The organism is Bradyrhizobium sp. USDA 4504, assembly GCF_054063995.1.
Map to the genome: position 1 here is coordinate 8797154 of NZ_JBSSGV010000001.1, position 20468 is coordinate 8817621.

General features: G+C 58.6%; 23 protein-coding genes and 1 pseudogene. 21 read left to right on the plus strand and 3 right to left on the minus strand.

Going from position 1 to position 20468, the window contains the following annotated elements; all coding sequences use genetic code 11:
• Positions 1-17: 17 nt before the first annotated feature.
• Positions 18-412, plus strand: a pseudogene (locus ACVMB1_RS41310) (Rieske (2Fe-2S) protein).
• Between the two features lie 7 nt (positions 413-419).
• Here the strand turns inward: ACVMB1_RS41310 and ACVMB1_RS41315 are convergent.
• Complete coding sequence (locus ACVMB1_RS41315; RefSeq protein ID WP_456813717.1) at positions 420-1010, minus strand: hypothetical protein; 591 nt, start codon at positions 1008-1010, stop codon at positions 420-422.
• A gap of 272 nt (positions 1011-1282) precedes the next feature.
• Between ACVMB1_RS41315 and ACVMB1_RS41320 the strand changes: the two genes are divergently transcribed.
• From ACVMB1_RS41320 to ACVMB1_RS41390, 15 genes are all read left to right on the plus strand, one after another.
• Positions 1283-1603: a HesB/IscA family protein gene (locus tag ACVMB1_RS41320; RefSeq protein ID WP_069277623.1), complete on the plus strand. Its 321-nt coding sequence runs from the start codon at positions 1283-1285 to the stop codon at positions 1601-1603.
• Between the two features lie 319 nt (positions 1604-1922).
• Entirely contained in the window at positions 1923-3116 is a 1194-nt protein-coding gene (nifS, locus tag ACVMB1_RS41325; RefSeq protein ID WP_069277624.1) for a cysteine desulfurase NifS, read from the plus strand.
• Positions 3113-3337 (plus strand): putative nitrogen fixation protein NifT, encoded by a 225-nt coding sequence (gene nifT, locus ACVMB1_RS41330; protein WP_069277625.1) that lies wholly within the window; start codon positions 3113-3115, stop codon positions 3335-3337. Before nifS ends, nifT begins: the two co-directional genes overlap by 4 nt.
• Positions 3334-4197: an SIR2 family NAD-dependent protein deacylase gene (locus ACVMB1_RS41335; protein WP_069277626.1), complete on the plus strand. Its 864-nt coding sequence runs from the start codon at positions 3334-3336 to the stop codon at positions 4195-4197. The genes nifT and ACVMB1_RS41335 overlap by 4 nt, the downstream gene beginning before the upstream one ends.
• A 345-nt stretch (positions 4198-4542) precedes the next feature.
• On the plus strand, positions 4543-6102 hold the full coding sequence (nifB, locus tag ACVMB1_RS41340; protein ID WP_069277627.1) for a nitrogenase cofactor biosynthesis protein NifB: 1560 nt from the start codon (positions 4543-4545) through the stop codon (positions 6100-6102).
• Positions 6103-6111: 9 nt separating this feature from the next.
• Complete coding sequence (locus tag ACVMB1_RS41345; RefSeq protein WP_081334786.1) at positions 6112-6336, plus strand: 4Fe-4S binding protein; 225 nt, start codon at positions 6112-6114, stop codon at positions 6334-6336.
• Between the two features lie 158 nt (positions 6337-6494).
• Positions 6495-6878, plus strand: a complete 384-nt coding sequence (locus ACVMB1_RS41350; RefSeq protein ID WP_141713432.1) for a hypothetical protein — start codon at positions 6495-6497, stop codon at positions 6876-6878.
• Positions 6871-7194: a nitrogen fixation protein NifZ gene (locus tag ACVMB1_RS41355; protein WP_057018208.1), complete on the plus strand. Its 324-nt coding sequence runs from the start codon at positions 6871-6873 to the stop codon at positions 7192-7194. Before ACVMB1_RS41350 ends, ACVMB1_RS41355 begins: the two co-directional genes overlap by 8 nt.
• Positions 7187-7426 (plus strand): nitrogen fixation protein NifZ, encoded by a 240-nt coding sequence (locus ACVMB1_RS41360; protein ID WP_057018209.1) that lies wholly within the window; start codon positions 7187-7189, stop codon positions 7424-7426. Before ACVMB1_RS41355 ends, ACVMB1_RS41360 begins: the two co-directional genes overlap by 8 nt.
• A gap of 13 nt (positions 7427-7439) precedes the next feature.
• Entirely contained in the window at positions 7440-7799 is a 360-nt protein-coding gene (locus ACVMB1_RS41365) for a DUF3024 domain-containing protein (RefSeq protein WP_057018210.1), read from the plus strand.
• Between the two features lie 34 nt (positions 7800-7833).
• Complete coding sequence (locus ACVMB1_RS41370; RefSeq protein WP_057018211.1) at positions 7834-8103, plus strand: hypothetical protein; 270 nt, start codon at positions 7834-7836, stop codon at positions 8101-8103.
• Positions 8104-8108: 5 nt separating this feature from the next.
• Positions 8109-9302, plus strand: a complete 1194-nt coding sequence (locus ACVMB1_RS41375; protein WP_057018302.1) for a DegT/DnrJ/EryC1/StrS family aminotransferase — start codon at positions 8109-8111, stop codon at positions 9300-9302.
• Between the two features lie 259 nt (positions 9303-9561).
• Positions 9562-9783: a hypothetical protein gene (locus ACVMB1_RS41380; RefSeq protein ID WP_456849781.1), complete on the plus strand. Its 222-nt coding sequence runs from the start codon at positions 9562-9564 to the stop codon at positions 9781-9783.
• Positions 9780-10253, plus strand: coding sequence for a Rieske (2Fe-2S) protein (locus tag ACVMB1_RS41385; RefSeq protein WP_456849783.1), 474 nt, complete (start codon positions 9780-9782; stop codon positions 10251-10253). Before ACVMB1_RS41380 ends, ACVMB1_RS41385 begins: the two co-directional genes overlap by 4 nt.
• A 965-nt stretch (positions 10254-11218) precedes the next feature.
• Complete coding sequence (locus ACVMB1_RS41390) at positions 11219-11566, plus strand: (2Fe-2S) ferredoxin domain-containing protein (RefSeq protein ID WP_057018214.1); 348 nt, start codon at positions 11219-11221, stop codon at positions 11564-11566.
• 564 nt (positions 11567-12130) lie between these two features.
• On the opposite strand, the gene ACVMB1_RS41395 is transcribed toward ACVMB1_RS41390, so the two are convergent.
• Complete coding sequence (locus tag ACVMB1_RS41395) at positions 12131-12874, minus strand: OmpW/AlkL family protein (protein WP_456849785.1); 744 nt, start codon at positions 12872-12874, stop codon at positions 12131-12133.
• 461 nt (positions 12875-13335) lie between these two features.
• A complete protein-coding gene (locus ACVMB1_RS41400; protein WP_069277639.1) occupies positions 13336-13749 on the minus strand; it encodes an ArsC/Spx/MgsR family protein in 414 nt (137 codons plus the stop codon).
• Positions 13750-14591: 842 nt separating this feature from the next.
• Between ACVMB1_RS41400 and nifH the strand changes: the two genes are divergently transcribed.
• The 5 genes from nifH (at position 14592) to ACVMB1_RS41425 (ending at position 20468) form a co-directional block, all read left to right on the plus strand.
• Positions 14592-15476, plus strand: coding sequence for a nitrogenase iron protein (nifH, locus tag ACVMB1_RS41405; RefSeq protein WP_057018216.1), 885 nt, complete (start codon positions 14592-14594; stop codon positions 15474-15476).
• 141 nt (positions 15477-15617) lie between these two features.
• Positions 15618-16334: a nitrogen fixation protein NifQ gene (locus ACVMB1_RS41410; RefSeq protein WP_176731333.1), complete on the plus strand. Its 717-nt coding sequence runs from the start codon at positions 15618-15620 to the stop codon at positions 16332-16334.
• Between the two features lie 376 nt (positions 16335-16710).
• Complete coding sequence (gene nifV / locus ACVMB1_RS41415) at positions 16711-17898, plus strand: homocitrate synthase (RefSeq protein WP_456849787.1); 1188 nt, start codon at positions 16711-16713, stop codon at positions 17896-17898.
• 160 nt (positions 17899-18058) lie between these two features.
• Positions 18059-18400 (plus strand): nitrogenase stabilizing/protective protein NifW, encoded by a 342-nt coding sequence (gene nifW / locus ACVMB1_RS41420; protein ID WP_069277630.1) that lies wholly within the window; start codon positions 18059-18061, stop codon positions 18398-18400.
• Between the two features lie 958 nt (positions 18401-19358).
• Complete coding sequence (locus ACVMB1_RS41425) at positions 19359-20468, plus strand: electron transfer flavoprotein subunit alpha/FixB family protein (RefSeq protein ID WP_057018220.1); 1110 nt, start codon at positions 19359-19361, stop codon at positions 20466-20468.

Consider the following 20468-nt stretch of genomic DNA (forward strand, 5'->3'; position numbering starts at 1 on the left):
CATTAAGCGAGCAGCGAATGCAGCCAGATGCCGTCTACGCGATTTGCGGCTTTAAAGATATTCCAAGCTGCCGAGCCATGGGATTCCATTTTATGGTCATAGATGACGAGGGTAATCGACGGCCGTGGTCCATCGTTGTGATCCGATGGGGAGGAGCGTGCTTGGCTATGTCAATAAATGCCCGCACAACGGCGTCAATCTGGACTGGGAGCGGAACGAATTCCTCGATCCATACGGCGTTCGACTGATGTGCGGCAAGCACGGATCGACCTTCGGGCTCGGCACCGGCCAATGCGTCGAAGGTCCTTGTAAGGGTGGAATGCTCACGCCGATCGCGTTGATAGTCCTGGATGGAGATATCTGCGCCGTCGGCGTGAGTCTTGTCGAAGACGATGCTTCCCGCAACGGATGAAGCTTGTTCAGACGGGCCGGTTTTCGTTGCGGTTTTTCACAGGGGCCATCTTCTTAAGTCCATCTTCGTACGAGATCTCGTCATCGGACAGATCGAGATCCTTTGCCGCATCGAGCAGGTAATCGAGCTTGCCACCTGAATCGAGTTTCCTGATATCATCCTTGTTGACCCCGACCAGGTCCATCATCTCCTTCCAAACCGTGGATTCATCGCACGGCAGGACGTGAAAGATAACGTCACCAAGCTTGACTCGGTATTTCGCGAGCAGGTCTATGTTGTTGCAGAACATGAAGTAGCTGCCGTCTGGGCTTAACGCGCCGTCCAGCACGCCCGCAACGTCGGCCAGATACGCGAATGAATGCAGATAGCCGGCCAGCACCGGAATGACCCGTTCCCCGCTCTGCGCAATCGTCAAAACCTGCTCGATCGAATAGTCCGGCGGCCGTTTCTCGTCCGCGACCTGGGTCTGGAATTTCAGTGCGATGTCGCCGCGAAAGCCGAACCGGCCAGGCTTGATGGTCCCGCCTTTGAATACGGCATTGAGCAGGCGGCCCTCCCTCTCAAGTCTGCCGAGCGCGGTGTTCTCGATTGTAGTCATTAAAATCGTCCTCGATCTAAGCGTTTCACCGACGCCTTGGCCGGTGCGAGACGCACTGCAAATTGCTTGCCGTCCACGCCAGCAGTCTTCGACGTAGCTTGGAAGGAAAAGGCGTAAATGGGCCCAGGCCGCCTCAAGCAGTCTTGTCGGAAATTCGACGCGAGTGCCAAAGCCAACAGGCACGATCCGAAAAGGCAAACATCATCAATCCTCTGCACGCTGGCACATGACTTGCCATAAGCAAGTGGTCCGAAGCAGATGAAGGATAAGCCATGATCAACCTGACGGATAGCGCGGTGAATGCGGTCAAGAGCGCGATTTCATCATCGGCCCAGCCAGCAAGCGGGCTGCGCATTATGGTCGAGGCAGGCGGCTGCAACGGGTTCAAATACATGATGGGTCTTGAAGAGCAACCGAAGCCCGACGACAAAGTGATCGAGTGCGGCGGCCTGAGGGTGTTTGTCGACAACAAGAGCCATGAGCATCTGGTCGGCACAACCATCGATTTCGTGATGGCGCTGGAGAGCCCAGGCTTCACCTTTCATAACCCGAACGCCACTTCGAGCTGCTCGTGCGGAAAATCGTTCAGCTAACAAAAAAGAGACGTCAAGCATGCTGACCGAATCAGAGCAAATGAGGCAATTACCGGCCGCCACGACCGACCGGCCGAGAACTATCCATTCGTGTCGTAATCGAAGATGTCCGACCCATTCTGCAACGAGGCAGCGACAGTCGGCTGAACCGGATCGATCGCGGCAGTGTCGTGGTCAGCCTTGGTGCCTGCGCGTTCTGCAAGCTTTCAAGGGGGCGCTGGAAGACATTTAGGGGTGGCTTGTCAATAGGCTCTGCGAATTCGTCCGCTTATTCCCGGTAGCTGCCGCAGCCAAGGCGTGAGATTAAGCGAGGGATCAAGTGCCGATTTATCTCGACAACAACGCGACGACGCGGACCGATCCGTCCGTTGTGCAAGCCATGTTGCCATTCTTCACCGAACAATTCGGCAATGCGTCATCCAGCCATACGTTTGGCGGCGAGGTCGCAGTCGCGCTGAAGCAGGCGCGCCGTAGCTTGCAGGATCTGTTGGGCAATGCCCACGATCATGAGATCGTTTTTACCTCCGGTGGGACCGAGGCGAATAATGCCGCCATCCTCTCGGCGCTTGCGATCCAAGAGGACCGCGACGAGATCGTCACCACATCGGTTGAGCACTCCGCCATCCTTTCCCTGGTTGAGCAGTTGGCGACGCGAGGCGTCAAGGCGCATATCGTACCGGTGGATTCCCGCGGCCGGCTCGACATCGAGGCGTTTCGCTGCGCGCTCGGGCCTCGTACGGCGGTGGCCTCGATCATGTGGGCCAACAACGAGACCGGTACGATTTTTCCGGTGGAGTTTCTGGCCGGATTGACCCGTGAGGCAGGCGCCCTGTTCCACACAGATGCGGTCCAGACCGTTGGAAAGGTACGTGTCAACCTAAAGGACAGTGCGATCGACATGTTGTCGCTTTCAGCACATAAACTACATGGCCCAAAAGGGATCGGTGCGCTCTATCTGCGCAAAGGAACAAAATTCCGGCCGCTGATCTGGGGCGGATCACAGGAACGTCGGCGCCGCGGCGGAACTGAGAACATTCCCGGCATCGTCGGTCTTGGAAAAGCGGCAGAACTGGCGCTGGAGCGGCTCGAGCCGGAACGAGTTCGCATTGGTGCGTTGCGAGACCGCCTGGAGCAGGGGATTTTGCATAATGGCGAGTGCGTGGTGCTCGGCGATGTCAGCAACCGGCTAACGAACACGGCTAATATCGCTTTCGATGATCTCGATGGCGAGGCAATCGTCCATCATCTCAATCGCGCCGGCATTGCCGTGTCGCTGGGATCAGCTTGCAACTCCGGCTCAATGGAGCCCTCGCATGTTCTGCGCGCCATGCAGGTACCGGAGCGGAGCATGCGCGGCGCGGTGCGCTTCTCTCTGTCGCGTGAAACCTCCTTCGCCGAGGTCGATGAGGTCGTGTGCGTGCTGTCAGAAATCGTGGCTCGATTGCGCGCCAACTTGCGGGAGTCTGCCAGTCTGGCCAACTATGCGCCGCAATCGAGGGAGTTGAACTCTTGAAGATCATGATCCGCCGCTCTCCGGACGCGGGCCTATCGATCTATGTGCCGAAAAAGGATCTCGAAGAACCGATCGTGGAATCCGAGCACGAAACGCTGTGGGGCGGCTGGATCAAAATAGCGAATGGCTGGGTGCTCGACTTGCCGGAGATGGCAAGCGATACACGATTGCCGGTGACAATCAACGCCAAAAAACGTGGCGAGAACGGTGACGATCCGTGAAGGCGACTCCACAGATCGATTTTGTCAATGGGACCGATGCCAAGGCCATTCTCGCGGACGTCGCTGCCGGGCTCAGGGCCGCGCGCGTCGTTCCTTATCTTGGTCCTGGCCTCGTCGAATTGTCCAGACCCGATGTGCCGACGACACCTGAGGCGTTATCTGAGTTCTTCGCCAGCAAGGTTGCGCTGCCGCGGCGGGCAAAGGGCAATGCATGGGCCGCGGCACAGCACATCGAGATCAGCAAACATCGCTCCACCGTGACGGCATTGATGGCGCAGGCCTTCGCTCGGCCGGTCGAGCCGACCGGGTTGCACGATCATCTTGCGTCTCTGTCGCTGCCCATCATAATCGACACATGGTATGATGGGGCGATGCGCGCGGCGCTGGATAAGCGCGATGGATGGGGCGAAGTGCAGGGTATTAGCCGCGTCGGCATTGGTGAGAATCGCTGGTATCGCTTTTATGACTCGGTTGGCCGAGAGGTCCACAGTGTCGTGGCGGACAGCTGGGCGACGGTATTGTACAAGCCGCACGGCGGCGTGCAGCCGGCAAATAACTTCCTGATTGCCGATGCCGACTATGTCGAGGTGCTGACCGAAATCGACATCCAGACACCGATTCCGGACATCATCAAGGAAAGGCGGATCGGACAGAGCTTTCTCTTCATCGGTTGTCGCTTTAACGATCAGCTGTTGCGTAGCTACGCCCGGCAAGTCATCAAGCGATCGGCCAATACCCATTATGCAATCGTCGATCTGGATGCGATCTCACGCAATGAGCTCCGTTTTCTGCGCGAGCAAGGCCTGATGCCGCTTGCGATTGGTCTGCCTCGCGCGGTCGAGATACTGCTCACCCATTAGCGGCGTTGCGAAGCCGGATTCCCCAGCTCGTATTGCCCGTTGTGAAGTGGCCGCATCGCATTAAGGCCAACAGAGATGGCGCCGGGGAGAGCGTGACCTTGGTGCGTGAATGAGCGCAACAGCCGTGGGGCTCTGCGCCAAAAGCACGACGTACTTGTCGCGCTTCCTACATTCGCGCCATTGCTGGTCCTGCATGCCTGGGCGTTGATGCTCCCCCTAACCCTTTGGGGTATAGCTGCAATGTCATCGTCTCCGCGATGGCATGTGAGTTGCTACTGCTCTTCTTGAGGGTCTCTCGGGGGTACTCCAGGGAGGCCGATGATTGCCTGCAGGGAGAACTGGAAAATGAACGCGGTCGTCGGACGCGGGAAATATGCCGAAGCTGCGGTAGGTGCCGGAAAGATGGTGCAGACGGCCGCCGAGCATAAGGGCTGCCGCACCTCGTCCAACATTGGCCAAGCGCGTTGCGGCTCGCGGGCGGGACAAGGCGATCTGCCGACCGAGATCTGGGAAAAAGTGAAGAACCATCCCTGCTACAGCGAAGAGGCGCATCATCACTACGCCCGCATGCACGTCGCTGTGGCGCCAGCCTGCAACATCCAGTGCAATTACTGCAACCGCAAATACGACTGCGCCAACGAATCGCGCCCGGGCGTAGCGAGCGAGAAGCTCACGCCTGAGCAGGCGGTCAAGAAAGTGCTTGCGGTTGCGGCCACCATTCCTCAGATGACCGTGCTTGGCATCGCCGGTCCGGGCGACCCATTGGCCAATCCAGAGAAGACGTTCAAGACGTTCGAACTCGTCGCCAAAGCGGCTCCGGACATTAAGCTGTGTCTTTCAACCAATGGGCTGAGCCTGCCCGATTATGTTGACATCATCGCCAAGTCCAAGATTGACCATGTCACGATCACCATCAACACGATCGATCCCGAAATCGGCGCCAAGATCTATCCATGGATCTTCTTCGACCACAGGCGCTACACCGGCATCGAAGCGGCAAGGATACTTACTAATCGTCAGCTGCAAGGCCTGGAGATGCTCAGCGAACGGGGGATCCTGTGCAAGGTCAACTCTGTGATGATCCCGCATATCAACGATCATCACCTGGTCGAAGTCAACAAGGCGGTGAAGTCGCGAGGCGCCTTCCTTCACAATATCATGCCGCTGATCTCCGCACCCGAGTACGGAACAGTATTTGGCCTCAACGGTCAGCGCGGGCCGACAGCGCTGGAATTGAGGGCGCTGCAGGATGCTTGTGAAGGGGAGATAAACATGATGCGCCACTGCCGTCAGTGCCGGGCCGATGCTGTGGGTCTGCTCGGAGAGGATCGCAGCGCGGAGTTTACCACTGACAAAGTCATGAAGATGGACGTCGAATATGACCTCGACGTGCGCCAGGCTTATCGCGACCGGGTAGAGGATGAGCGTGCCGCCAAAGGCAAGGCCAACAACGAGGAACTCGGGAAATTGGCTGGGGAGACGAGTGAGATCTCGCTTCTGGTGGCAGTCGCAACCAAAGGTTCGGGGATAATCAACGAGCACTTTGGACATGCAAAGGAATTCCAAATCTACGAACTTTCCACTTCCGGCACAAAATTCGTTGGCCACCGCCGTGTAGACGTCTACTGCCAGGGCGGTTATGGGGAGCAGGATAGGCTGTCCACCATCATCCGCGGCATCAATGACTGCCACGCGGTGTTCGTGGCTAAGATCGGCGGCGGCCCGAAAGGCAATCTGATCAAGGCTGGAATCGAGCCGGTCGATCAATACGCGCATGAGTTCATCGAGAAGTCGGCAATTGCCTGGTTCCGGTCCTATCTCGACCAGGTGAAGAGCGGTGAGATCCAGCACGTGAAGCGCGGCGATGCTTCGATTCGACAGGGAGCTCTGAACTCTGCGGCGTGAGGAGGTTGTGTGCCATTCAAGATCATCGCCTCGCAATGCACGAGCTGCTCAGCCTGCGAGCCATTGTGCCCGAACGTTGCAATCTCGGAGAAGGCTGGGATCTTCGTCATTGAGCCGGCAAAATGCACTGAATGCGTTGGCTATTTCGACGAGCCGCAATGTGTTGCTGCCTGTCCGGTCGAGAATACTTGCGTCATCGACACGTCCTGGCCGCGCTACCACGCGCCAGCCTGAAGGGTGAGCTCCATGAACGGATTCCCGCCGCCGCTGGATGATGTGGACGAAACTGTACCCGGGAACGCGGCGCAAGGCCATGCCCTGTTTCTGCGGCGGCGAAACGAGGGCCATCGCAGCCTTGCCAGCCGAGCTGGAACTCCATTTGATGCGACCGAGTGACGCTGATGCTGGCTGACCATACCTACGAGCTTAGTCGCGCCGTGGCGCACCGCGTCGCGCCGCAGCAGCTCGGCCAATTGATGAGCGACGAGGAGCTCGAGTTCCGCCACATCGTGGCACGCGGTGTCTCCAATGAGCGGCCGCTAGCCACAGCGAACGACCTAGACGCCCCGGTGCGGGTCGAGAACATACGGCGCCTGTTGCCGGAGCCGCTAACTGCTCCACAGCGTGCCCCTGGCCCACACGTCTACCATGCAGTGGCGCGCTGCATTGCCGCGGGTAAATCGGCAGATGGAGATAAGGACGAATTGATGCGGGACCTCGCATGCGCCGGTATGGCGGCGTCCCTGCGTGTCCACGAGGGGGTGGTGCATGAATAAAATCGTTCGGGACAGCGACGTCGTCGAGCTCAGTGGGCCGCCGGTCTTCAGTTTTAGCGAAAAGGTCCGCGCCAATCGCACTATCCGCAACGATGGCACATATCGCGGCAAGGAGATCGGCGAGATTTTGGTCAAGAAGGGAGATGTCGGTTACGTCGTGTCGATCGGCACGTTCTTGCAGCAATTCTACATCTACGGCGTCGAGTTCCTCGAAAGCGGCTGCCGCGTTGGCATGAAGCGCAAGGAGCTTGAGTCGGTGGACGCATGCGAGGAGATCGATGATCTGCCATTGCCGGAAGAGACTGTGTATGACTGAGGTTCGCTTTCCGAAGTATCGGCGGGGCCAGCGCGTCAAAGCTGCAGTTGACCTCATCAACGACGGCTCTTTTCCCGATACCGAGCCTGAGGGTCTTGTGCTCGGCGCCGGAGCAACCGGCGAGATCGTAAGGGTCGCTATCCATACGGAGGCGGACGTACCGATCTATACTGTCGATTTTGGCGAGCGGCGGCTCATTGGCTGTCTTGAAGAGGAAATCACCGCGCTTTGAGGGGGCTTTCGCGATGAATGCCGGGCTGATGAGGAAGGTAAAGACCGGGCTGGTCCCTCACCCGAACGAGCTGGATCGCAAGCGGATCGAGCGCGGCTTGAGCTCGCGCAATCGCTATCTCTATGTCTCGCCGAACGTGACGCCGGTGAAGGGCGGCTATCTGGTCGAAAGTCCATGCTGCTCGCGCAATATCGACAAGGATGGCGGCCTCATTGATGTCGCGCTGATTCTTTATGATGCCGTGAGCGGAATCTGGAAAGTGTTTTGCAAGAACCACGCGCAAGGTATCTGGGAGTTTTACAGCCTTTACCATCGCCTGAGTTCAGCAATCGACGAATTGAACGCGGATCCCGAGCGCTTGTTCTGGCAGTGACGAATTGCCGTTGACGAATCATGGAGAAGTCACGATGGCGCTCACTGCGGAGGAACTGATCGAAATCGAGCGACTGCTTGCGGTCGATGACGCCGACACGAGTCCCTTCGTCGAGCTGCGGCGCCGCTTTCCGCAGCTTGCATGCGTTCGCTGCGATGCGTCGGATGTGACGGATCAGCCGTTTCGGCAATTTCCTAGTTTCGATCTGCATTTGCTCGACGGGTCGGATCACTGCGTGCAGATTACAGCCGATCCGAAGCGGGCGACCGCTATCGTGTTAGCGAAGAGGAATACTGTAGGGTGAACGGAATTGAACTGGCAGAGCATCGGCTTGATGGCCCGGACGGGAAGGAGGCAAATACATCCTTCATTCCACTGTCCGATCCCGATATCAGCTTCGCCGAGCTCTCCGCCGTGGAAGCGCTTCTGTGCTCGCCGCAGATCTCCAATGGGCGGATCACCGAGGCGTTCGAGCAGGCGTTTGCCGTCTATCTTGGCCGCAAATATGCGGTAGCAGTATCGAGCGGCACCATCGGGCTGCTGCTGGCGCTCAAGGCACTCGGCGTCGGGCCAGGACAGGAGGTCATTGCCTCGCCGTATTCCTTTCGCGAGACGGTCCATGCGATCGGTCTTGCAGGTGCGCGGGCGGTATTTGCCGACATCGACTATTGGTCGGGAACATTGCTCCCAGAGAAAGCCGAAGAGCGCATCACGGCCAACACGCGGGCGATTGTCGCCGGTAATCCCAACGGCCATCCCGCGCCGTGGTCAGAACTGCGTGTGATCGCGCGGCGCCATCATCTGGCACTTTTGGAGGATTCCACCGAAGCAATTGGATCGCGGTACAAGGGCGAACTGGTCGGCCGGTTTGGCGATCTGGCGGTTTTCGACTTTGCCCAACCCCTGGCCCTAAGCTGCGGCGAAGGCGCAATGGTGGTAACGGACGATATCGACCTTGCGGTTGGCGTGCGGCGCTATCGCGCCCACCGCCTGGACGAGCGCTCTTCCGTGATCGTCGGCGCCACAGCACCGTACCAGGCCGGCATGAGCGATCTCACGGCAGCCTTGGGGCTGGCGCAGCTCCAGCGTCTCGATGAAATCCTGGAGCGTCGTCGCCTGGTGGAGCAGCTCTACAGCGCGCATATGCAATCATTTGAAGGTATTAAGCCGCCTTACGTAGGCCCTCATGTGACCGAGGTTAACTGGTTGCTCTATCTCGTCCATCTGGGAACGCGCTTCACGCGATCCGGCCGCGACGCTATCGTCGAGGATCTGCGCGCCGCCCAAATTGAATCCGTCGCCTATAGCCATCCTCTGCACTTGCAACGCCATTATTTCGACCTCGGCTATCGCCGTGGCGATTTGCTGATTACGGAAAAGATCGCCGATCGCGCCCTGGCACTGCCGTTTCACACTCATCTTTCGAACGACAAGATCGAGTTTATTGTCGAGACCATGAAAGATGCGTCGATCAACGTGGGCGCGGGTGCAGCGATCTACTGAGATGCGGATAATCCGCCACACGGAAGGACGAGCATTTGAATAGCGATGATCGTAGTTGTGCTTCACCGCGCCAGATGAGCAAGGCGAACGACCAAGGGCGGGCCCGTGAGCACGAAGAAGACCTGCTCGAAGGTAGCGAGGCGCGGTCTGAAATCCACGGCTCGAGGCCACGCGCGAAGCTGCTGGAAACCGAGCTATTCACAATTGAGATCCTCAGTCTCGGCTCGGGTCTTTAAAGTCGGCTAAATAGGGAATTGCAATGGACCCGCAACAAGTCATCATTCACGTCCGCTTCGGCCCGAACGGGAGGGTGATCCAAATCAGCGAGCGTCCGGCGAAGCTCACGCCGGACCAGTGGTTTGATGTGCTCAACACCCATGTCGGCTCGAATTATCGACCGCTCGCTCGTGGCCGCGGCGCCTTCCGGCTGGCCCGGACTACGGTCGAAGCCTTCAAGCAGGAAACTGCGAGGCCCGGATGAGCAAAGGGATGATTGGCAATCCGATGAGTGACCAGATCGCGGTTTTCGCCGTCTGTCCCGCCGATGCCATCGAGCGAAGTGGCGCCAGGGGCTTCAGCTTGTCGCGAGTCGACGACAGCGGCGAGAGCCGCCCGTTTCCAATTATTGTGGTTCGCACGTTCGGCGACGACTATTTAGGGTACGTCAATCGCTGTCCGCATGACAGCTTATGGCTCAACATCGGCTCCGGCGAGGTTTTCTCCTCTGACCGCTCCTTTTTCAGATGCAGCAGGCACGGTGCCAGATTTGAGATCGACACTGGGCTATGCATCGATGGTCCCTGCAATGGACAAGCGCTTGAACCGGTCGCGCTCGCCATCATCGACGGTGACGTCTGCCTGTGCGGCGTCAGGTTACTGGAGGACGATCGGTTGTACGACTCGTTTGAGGACAGCGACGAAACCATGGATATTACGATCCATCCTGATTAACAGGCGTATCACTTGGCCGCTAATCAAGTCGCTTTAACACGCATCGCCGAATAGAGCCATCGGACTCACGAGTACTGTCCCGGACCCGCGTCAATACGTGTGAACTGAGAGTGAAAGCTGGCGGGTCTTGCAGGAGTCCGAACAGCAACCGCGATCTTGGCGGCACCAACGAAGTTTCTGGCGCTAGCTCACCAAACGGAGCGAGCAAGGCCATTGTTGCCGGTGGATAGAATTTTCGAGAAGGAAATGCCCTCGGCGGCTACAAGTTCGCCGAGGGCACCGTCTGGGCTGTATGAAATGGGGAGGCCCAGACTGACAGGACCGTTTGGTCTGGAGGAATGACGATCCTGTGTCCCGAGTTTCCTATGTTCCGATGTTTTTTGGCCGACCGCTGAAGCGGGCGTAGCAATTGCAATGCCAAGCCTCCGTTCATGCGATGGCCTAGCGGTCGCCGCCATCTCGTCAGCCGACGGCGTCGGCCAAGGTCGATGCATTAACGGGGACATGGGCGCGCTGCGTACGAACTGCGAATGGCTGAGGCGGAAGAGTGTCGAACGCGATGCAACCTTTGTCATGCACGAAACAGAGGCGGGCGACATTGTCGCGAGCTCGGCACAATTGTCGGTTGTCTCAGAGCGAAGAATGAGATTGTTGGAGAAACAAGCGCTGCGCATCTGGTGCGGAACTTGCTTTGGGGGAGTTGGATGGTCGCGTAAGTGATGAGGGAAAAGAAGATCACGACGCTGAAATTGATCATGGCGGGTTGTTTCATATGGCAAGCATCTGTCGCTGATCGGTCAGCGATGATCATCAATATGTCGCCCGCTCATTTCGCCTGCCTTCGCAAGCACGAGTGTAACTTGGTTATGGCCGATACGGCGTTCGAATGAAGAGAAGACGTTTTGGGCGGATGCGCCCGGATCTTGTCTCTTCTCAGATGAACCCGTTGATTGCAGGATAGACGCATGAACGCAGAAACCGAATTCGAGCTTCCTCAACTTTATCGGCATCACGTCTTTGCCTGCCACACGCAGCGTCCGCCCGATCATCCGCACGGCAGCTGCGGCGCTTCTGGGGCGCAGGCCCTCTGGGATCGGATGGGTAAGGCAATCGAAGCCCAAGGCCTCACCGATGTCGGTTTCACCGTGGCGGGCTGCCTTGGCTTTTGTAACTCCGGTCCTTTGATGGTCGTCTATCCAGACGGGGTCTGGTATCGCGCTACCACGCCTGAAGACGTTGATGAAATCGTAGACTCCCATCTCAAGCAGGGCAAACGTGTCGACCGCCTCGTGATGGTGCTGAGGCGAAGCTAAAGGCTCCGCTTTAGCGCCGCTTGCCCGGGCGTCGTCTATATGGGCAGCCTATACGCCCAGCCAGCTGGCATCTCGGCATGTCTCACGATGATCGGGCGCCCTAACGCTTCCAGTACGTGCGCCGCGGCGGACTACTGAACCGTCGTTATGGCCCTGGATCTGGATCATCCCGTGAGAGGGAAGCCTCGACCGGAGTCCTGCTCATGATCGGGGCCGATGAGCCCTGAACTCAAGTCTGTTGCAGGCGCGATCGTTCTCACACGGGGGCGTTCGGGCTTGAATTCTCGGCTCCGATAAGCAGGGTGACCGCTTCTACATCCGCCGAGAAGGAAACACGAGTAGGATTTTATTGACCCGCTATTGGCTCGATCTGTTTGTGCTCCGTCATTTACCGCCACGTCCAAAGCTCACAGCGAGAGTAAGCTGCGAATGGCTCCCGGCCTTCGGCGAGACGACGTGTCGTTTTACACATCATCCCGCTCGCCTTTGTAACTGCACTAACAGCGGGGAGACGCGCCAGACGAGGCGGCGCGTCCGAGAGCTCACTGAAGCGAGTTCTTAGCGTCAGAACTTGTAAGTGATGCCGCCGCTGACGAGCCATGTATCAATATTGGCGCGGCCGGTGACAGCAATTGCATTGTTTACAGTCGCCGAATAATTCGGTCGCAACCACAACTTCTTCACGTCGAAGTTGAGGCCCCAATGACGGTCAAGCATATAGTCGAAGCCGAATTGGACCGCGGCGCCAAACTGATTGCTGATGTGCAAATCCGTCACTGCAGGGCCAGTGAGTGACGTATTGGCTGCGGATTGGTTGAAGAATACGGTGTAGTTGATGCCCGCGCCGATGTAGGGCTTGAACGGGCCGAAATCGGTGAAGTGATATTGCAGAGTCAGGGTTGGCGGCAACAGCCAAGCTTTGCCGACATCTAGACCAGTTAGCGTGCCCGTGCCGCTGATGTGATGACGGGTCACGCCGAGAATGAGTTCGGCGGCAACATTGTTTGTGAAGAAATAGGTGATGTCGAGCTCCGGTACCACTTGGTCGCTGATCGATAGTCCGGAAGCGGGCGAGGACAGCGCCGGCGCCCCGGCAACATTGACGGAGCTTCCGGCGGTATCCGGCAAAACGCCAAGCACGCGCAGGCGGATCATCCACGGATTGAAGGGCTCAATCTGAGGCGCTTTGTAGTAGATCGGGGCCCGCGCCAGGTCCGCGGCCCTTACCGGGATGCTGGCCAGCGGGGTCGCGAGCGCAAGCAGCGATGCCGTTGTCAGAATTGTCGTTGTCCTCATCGAATTCTCCATTCCAAAGTTCGCGCGAAGAGTCGCGCGAGACTTCTGTCACACATGGCAGACGGCGAAGGATTTGATGCTGATCAAATGGCGGCGGACGTAGCGCAATTCTGCAGCCACGTTGCATAAGGATCACGGCCGCGAGCGTCGCGTTCTCTGTCTGGATCGTTATTCCCTTCAATGTTCTGTCTGAGCCGAATCTATTCAATAAACCGCGTCTCGGCGTAAAGCGCCGGCAAATTCAGACTGAAGCCATCATGTGCGATAAGCGCGATCGAGCTGCGGCGGTTTCACACAAGCGGGCGATGGAAAGGTCGTATTCAAGCCGAGCAGCCTGGGCGCTGCTGGTTACGAAGAGCCACGCACGCCGGCATTCTCAGCGAAGTACCGTCAGCCATTCTAAAAATGGACGGGAGTGGGAGGATCGTTGTTCGGATTGGTTGGCGGCAATAGTAGTATGATCGATCGTTTCCTCACAACGATGGACAGTGCGTGTCCTGTTGTTCGTGGGAGCACCCCTCAAGATCATCTTGCGTATCCCGACCAAGAAGCGACAGCACGAGTTCATGATCGAAACCGGCGCATCTTGCACCGTCGGCGTTGATCAGCGGTCGTCTGATCAGGAGCGGATCTGCCAGCATCGCCGCGAGCGCACTCGCGGCGTCGATTGTGTCAGGATTAATGTGCCCCGACTTGATACGAGGCGCGGCTCGGTTGAACCAGGATGCGATCGGCATACTGCCGAAGAAGCGTCGCAAGTCCTCCGCAGTCCATGGCTCCTTCAATATATCCTTGGCTATCAGGTCGTGGCCAGCGGCCTTCAGCGCCAGCATCTGACGCGCATTGGCGACGCAGCCGGGCTTCCGATAAAAAAGGATGGTCGCCATGGTGTACCTCATGTGGCTGCGCCGAGCTGAACGGTCGGCGGCAGTTCCGCTACGTCCGAAAGCGCATTTTGACACCGTTGCGCACCATCGCCCGTCAGTGGCGTAAGCACCGTACCGTGCTTGCGCTGGCGTTAGTGCGATCGACGGCCGTGATCTCCCGGGGTGGCTCGCAAACGAGCAAGATCCGAGCCAGCTAGAAATTGAGCCGCCAACCTATCAACGAGCATCGGCCTTTTATGTCTCATAGCGAATCTCGAAACAGGACCCAGTTAGCTTCGATCCGCAGGCGGCCGCGTGCTTCTTGCTGCCGTAAGGTCATGCGTCAATCTGATCAGCTGGATCGCGAGTTCTGCCGCACAATTGATTTCGTCATCCTCGACCCACGAACACCCTCGCCAGGCCACTTGGAGGTTCCGACTTCGACCTGCATTTCACTCTTCGCAAATTGCCGACCACCGACTTGCAAGAAAGGGAGCAAGTCCCGTTCCATTTAAGGGCATTGGACCAGGTCATGCCAAGCTGCGGCTTTTCGGTTGATGGGTGTTGCCGTTGTTCGTTTCCTGACAGGCGCGAAGATCCTGTCCGTCCAAAACGTCTTGGGGCTACTCAACGGACAGTTGGTTTTTTAGAACCTAATCAGAAGCTTAATGAGCCTGGATAGCGTTGGCATGGCAGTTGCTATTCACCGGCAGCAACACTGAGTGAGGGGCTGGGTGCACGCCGACGCGTAAGACGAGCGATGCGCTCCTTCCCTTGAACCCGTGTGCCCCGTTTCTGAAAGAGAAACAAGCTCGCGTGTAGGAAGCACGCAACTTTTGGCAAATCGGTTGATGGAGAACTAAATGTCTTCACTGAGACAAATCGCGTTCTACGGAAAGGGCGGCATCGGCAAGTCTACCACTTCCCAGAACACGTTGGCGGCACTGGCCGAGATGGGCCAGAAAATCCTGATTGTGGGATGCGATCCTAAGGCGGATTCGACCCGCCTGATCCTGCATGCCAAGGCGCAGGACACGATCTTGAGTCTTGCAGCGAGCGCCGGCAGCGTGGAGGATCTCGAACTCGAGGATGTGATGAAGGTCGGCTACAAGGACATCCGCTGCGTGGAGTCCGGTGGTCCTGAGCCGGGTGTCGGCTGCGCCGGCCGCGGTGTCATCACCTCGATCAATTTCCTGGAGGAGAACGGCGCCTACGAGAACATTGACTATGTCTCCTACGATGTGCTCGGCGACGTCGTTTGCGGGGGCTTCGCGATGCCAATCCGCGAGAACAAGGCGCAGGAAATCTATATCGTCATGTCGGGTGAAATGATGGCGATGTATGCCGCAAACAACATCTCCAAGGGCATCCTGAAATACGCCAACTCGGGTGGCGTGCGGCTGGGTGGCCTGGTCTGTAATGAGCGGCAGACCGATAAGGAGCTTGAGCTGGCGGAGGCGCTGGCGAAGAAGTTAGGCACTCAGCTGATCTACTTCGTGCCGCGCGACAATGTGGTGCAGCATGCCGAGCTGCGGCGCATGACGGTGCTCGAGTATGCGCCCGAGTCGCAGCAGGCCGATCACTATCGCAATCTTGCAACCAAAATTCACAACAATGGCGGCAAGGGCATCATTCCCACCCCGATCTCCATGGACGAGCTCGAGGACATGCTGATGGAGCATGGCATAATGAAGGCCGTCGACGAATCCATCATCGGCAAGACCGCCGCCGAACTCGCGGCCTCATAAGGGTCGCGGGTCGCGGCCTGTTGAAGGCGCGCGACGGATGCCGGTCTCCCTCACCCCCCATCCGGGGAGACCGGCACTCTAACAGCACTCGACCAGCCAGAACGGGGCGGGGCAAAAGTGACTGCTTAGCCCAAAAACATCATGCCCGAAACGCACCTCCTTACGTTTATGGCTGCTTGCGCCGTCGATGCGAGCAGCGATGTGCAGCGAGGAATTGAAACCTACCGAGCGCTTATTGGCGTGTCTCCTGAAGATGCCGACATTGTCACCGACAGCAATTTCGATTGCCATGTCCTGGCGTCGATCCTGGCGGCCGCCTCGATGGATGGTGGTGCGCTTCCCGAGAAGGCCGGCCTGTCCGGCCACGAGCTGGCGGCCCTGCTGGGGCTCTATTTTCCGTCGGTTGAGGTCAAGATCTCGGAGCAGCTGCTGGCGTCTAAGTGCGATGAAAATGACGAAATCTCGATGGTGCGCGATCTCTTACTCAAGCAACGCTCGACGGAAGGGCATATCGGCGGCTGGCTGGCCGCGATGATCGCCCGCCGCTCCATAGAGCCAGATCATCTGTGGGAAGATCTCGGGTTGCGCAATCGTGGCGAACTCTCGCGGCTACTAAGCCGCCACTTCGCGCCCCTCGCCGCGCGCAATATCAACAATATGCGCTGGAAGCGCTTCTTCTACCGCTCGCTATGCGAGGATGAAGGCCTCGTCATGTGCACAACGCCCGTGTGCACACAATGTAACGACTTCAATCTCTGCTTCGGCGAAGAAAGCGGCGAGAGTCGGATGGCCGAGCGCCGGCGCGACCTTCTGTTGCAGGCAGCTCGCCCGGAAGTCAGTGGCGACTGGCCTATTTGAGTTGCCACAAGGTTCCTCGATCTCCCGGTCATCTGATAACGCATCGCGGGCTTTGGCGAACTTCGCAGGAGCTGAAGGGCGAGGCTAACGCCATTCGATGCGGACGCGACTATGAGGTCCAAGGCGATGCCGAGCCAGAGGGGATTCGCAACGTTGTCCGCATCCCATAGTGCAATCGCGTCAACATTCGAGCTCAGCGAGGCAAGAGGCAAGGTGAGGCGTCCGCTTCGTGAACCTGTCGCGTTTGCGACAATCCAATTGCGAAGGTCAGCCGAGGAGAAGAGCGCATTATTTTCAACGGGTTGTCAAGGATGGCGGGCTGGCATGCGGGTTGCTGAAGCGCTCTAGGTCGAAAACAATGAGGAGCCCTTTCGTGATGGCCGCCACCACCACAGCCAAACCGCCTTGGTCCGAGCAGGCGGGCGTCAGGCCGACCGTGCTCAACGACACGACATTACGCGACGGCGAGCAGGCGCCTGGTGTTGCGTTCACCACAGAGGAAAAGCTGGCGATCGCGCAGGCTTTGGCGCGGGCCGGCGTGACGGAGATCGAGGCGGGAACGCCCGCGATGGGCAACGAGGAGATCGCCGCCATCCGCGCAATCGTCGAAGCGGAGCTTCCGCTGACCACCATAGGCTGGTGCCGGATGCGGCAAGCGGACATCGATGCCGCGATCGAAGCGAAGGTGTCCATGGTCAATATGTCGATCCCGAGTTCCGATGTGCAGATCGCGGCCAAACTTGGCGGTTGTCGCGACCTGGCGCTGGAGCAAGTGAAGCGAGTAGTAGGTTACGCCCGCGAGCAGGGACTTGAGGTCGCCGTCGGCGGCGAGGACTCCTCCCGCGCCGACATCGATTTTCTCATCAGACTGGTAGCAGCCGCAAAAGAGGCCGGAGCACGGAGATTTCGTATTGCCGATACGCTCAGTGTGCTCGACCCGGATACAACCTTCGCGCTGGTTGGAAATTTGCGTGCGACCACGGATCTCGAACTCGAGTTTCATGGTCACGATGATCTTGGTCTCGCAACCGTCAATACGCTCTCCGCCATCAAGGCCGGCGCGAGCCACGCCTCGGTAACCGTTATCGGCCTCGGCGAGCGGGCCGGAAATGCACCGCTCGAGGAGGTCGCGGTCGCACTCAAGCAGCTCTATAGCCGCGAGACTGGCATCATACTGTCGGAGCTCGAGAACGTCGCTGCGGTGGTTGCAGCCGCAGCCGCACGTGCGATTCCTCTGAACAAGGCCATCGTCGGAGAGCATGTGTTTACGCATGAATCGGGCATTCATGTGGATGGCCTTTTGAAGGATCAGCGCACCTACCAGTCGCTTGACCCGGTTCTGCTTGGGCGCCGCAACCGTTTTGTGATCGGCAAGCATTCCGGGCTGTCGGCGATCACCGCGTTGCTCAAAGAATTACAGCTCGTCGCCAGCACCGATCAGGCGAGACAGATCCTGTCGCAAGCACGCAAACATGCCGTCGAGCACAAGCTGCCGGTCGAGCGCGAAACCTTGGTGGCGATCTGGCGTGATGTGTGCGGATGCTTGGCGACCCACCCGGCGTGACCAGCCCCGCCCAGCAACGTCTGGGATACACTCAAGACCAAGCGCGCGAGGAACACTGGCCTGCCTCCGCATGGTTGCACGAGGGGGCATGCACTACGATGACCAGCCTCTGCCGCCTTTTGGCCGACCGTCCACCCGCTGATTCAAAGGGGATTTTTCGATGAGTAACTCGCACCCAACAGCCGGTATCCTGGATCGGCTCAGCAAGGCTTCGTCGGCGGAAGAGTTTTTTTCAGTGCTGGGCGTCGATTACGATCCTATGATCGTCGATGTCGCGCGCCTTCACATCCTAAAGCGCATGGGACAATATTTTGCCAATGAGCAATTCGCAGGTGTCGCAGAGCCGGACATCAGAGCTCGTTGCAAAGCGATGCTGGAGCAGGCCTATGCCGACTTCGTAGCATCGTCGCCAATCGAGCAGCGGGTGTTCAAGGTTTTGAAGGATGCCGTCGCAGACTGTGGCAAGCCGACGGCCTTTGTCCCATTGAGCGAGCTGAAATGATCTTACGCTGACGGCTCCTCGTGCAGGCTTCGTCTCCTTCCATCAACTCTCTCCGCCAGGACTCGCGCGACGCTGTCGTATTCCCGACCCTTGTCCGAACGGATCGTCTCCTGGGGATTAGCAGCCGTTCCAAGTGCCTCATAAGCCATTGAGTTCGCCCGATTTACTTGGTTCTTGCAACTGGTACGACACTTGCTGTTGTCGTGTCGATCCAGTCATCGATGCAATAAATGGTAGCCGTCCGAAATGAGATCTGAAGGAAAACCTTTCACGTTACGCCTACTGCCTACCGAGCTGTACGGCAACATTTCGTGGCTCACGCTCGCGCAGTGCCAAGCGAGCTGGCTTTTGATGCGATTAAAGCCACTATCGAGCCCGCGAGGGCGGCCAACGGGTAAGCCGCCCGTCCACGCTTCAATTGGGAAGCGTATGCACATCTTCGTCAGCATCAGGCGGGTGCCCGCTTGTGCGCAGATCTACATCTACCCCAGCGCCGATAGCAACATGCGCCAGAAAGAGGGGGCGACGGTGGCCCACGCGAGTCACCAGCGCTGGCGGCCGAGCACTCATCGCATGATAGCGCGGGGGCAAGATCACCCGGGTCGTTACTGCCGATGTGGAGCGCTAGACCGAAAGCGAGGTGCAGCTCTTGCGAAGCAAGCGGACCCGCGTACTCAAGCATGGACAGGGTCAACCAGGGTGATCGCAGCGGCCTGGCCGCCTCGCTGGCGCTTGTCGAACGGGGCCCACAGGAAGCCTGTCTCCAGGCCCTCTCGGAAGCTGGCCCGCTCCGTGCGTTCGCCCCGAGCGACGCCTCTCGTTGCGCGGTCGGGCCGCACCGAGCAGGCGGAACCACCGTGCAGCCGGCCATCTGCTGAGCAAAACTGATCTTCAGCCAACCGAACTGGAAACCAATCCTGTGGCGCGGGCGCGCGCACTATTGAGGGGAATTTAAAACATGAGCAATGTCAGCAAAACGGCTGCGCCGGCGGCGGCCGGCCGCGCGGCGGCCAAAAAGGAACTGCCGGAGCACTTTAAGGCCTACAAGCATGTCTGGGTTTTCGTCGAGCAGGAGCGTGGCCAGGTGCATCCGGTCTCCTGGGAACTCATGGGGGCGGGGCGCAGACTTGCCGACAGGCTGAAGGTGAACCTCGCCGCGGTCGTTATTGGTCCGGAGGGGCAGCCGACGCGCAACGCCGCACTTGAATCCTTTTGCTATGGCGCCGATCTGGCCTATCTCGTGAGCGATAATGTTTTGTCGGATTACCGAAATGAATCCTATACCAAAGCGCTAACTGAACTCGTCAACACCTACAAGCCTGAAATCCTGCTGTTGGGCGCAACGACACTCGGTCGCGATCTTGCAGGTTCGGTGGCAACCACCTTGTCGACGGGGCTCACCGCCGACTGCACCGCGCTCGATGTCGACGCAGATGGGTCCCTTGCAGCGACGCGTCCGACCTTTGGCGGCTCGTTGCTGTGCACGATTTATACCTTGAACTACCGTCCGCAGATGGCAACCGTCCGGCCGCGCGTCATGCCGATGCCCGAGCGTGTCGTCCGCGACGCCGCTCGTATCATCATCCATCCGCTCGGTCTTGTCGAAGACGATATTGTCACGAAAGTGCTGACGTTCATTCCCGATCGCGATTCCGAAACATCAAATCTGGCTTATGCCGATGTCGTCGTCGCCGGCGGCTTGGGACTGGGATCGCCCGAGAACTTTCGGTTGGTGCGAGAGCTAGCAACTCTTCTTGGCGCCGAGTACGGTTGCTCGCGTCCTCTGGTGCAAAAAGGATGGGTGACGTCTGACCGGCAGATCGGCCAGACCGGCAAGACCATCCGGCCAAAGCTCTACATTGCCGCCGGCATTTCCGGCGCAATTCAGCACAGGGTCGGCGTGGAGGGGGCGGACCTGATCGTCGCGATCAATACCGACAAGGACGCACCGATCTTCGATTTCGCTCATGTCGCGATCGTCAGTGATGCCATGCAGTTGCTCCCGTCGCTGACGGCCGCATTTCGCGCCAGGCTCTTGCCGAATTCGCGCGCCCGGCTCGCGGTCTAG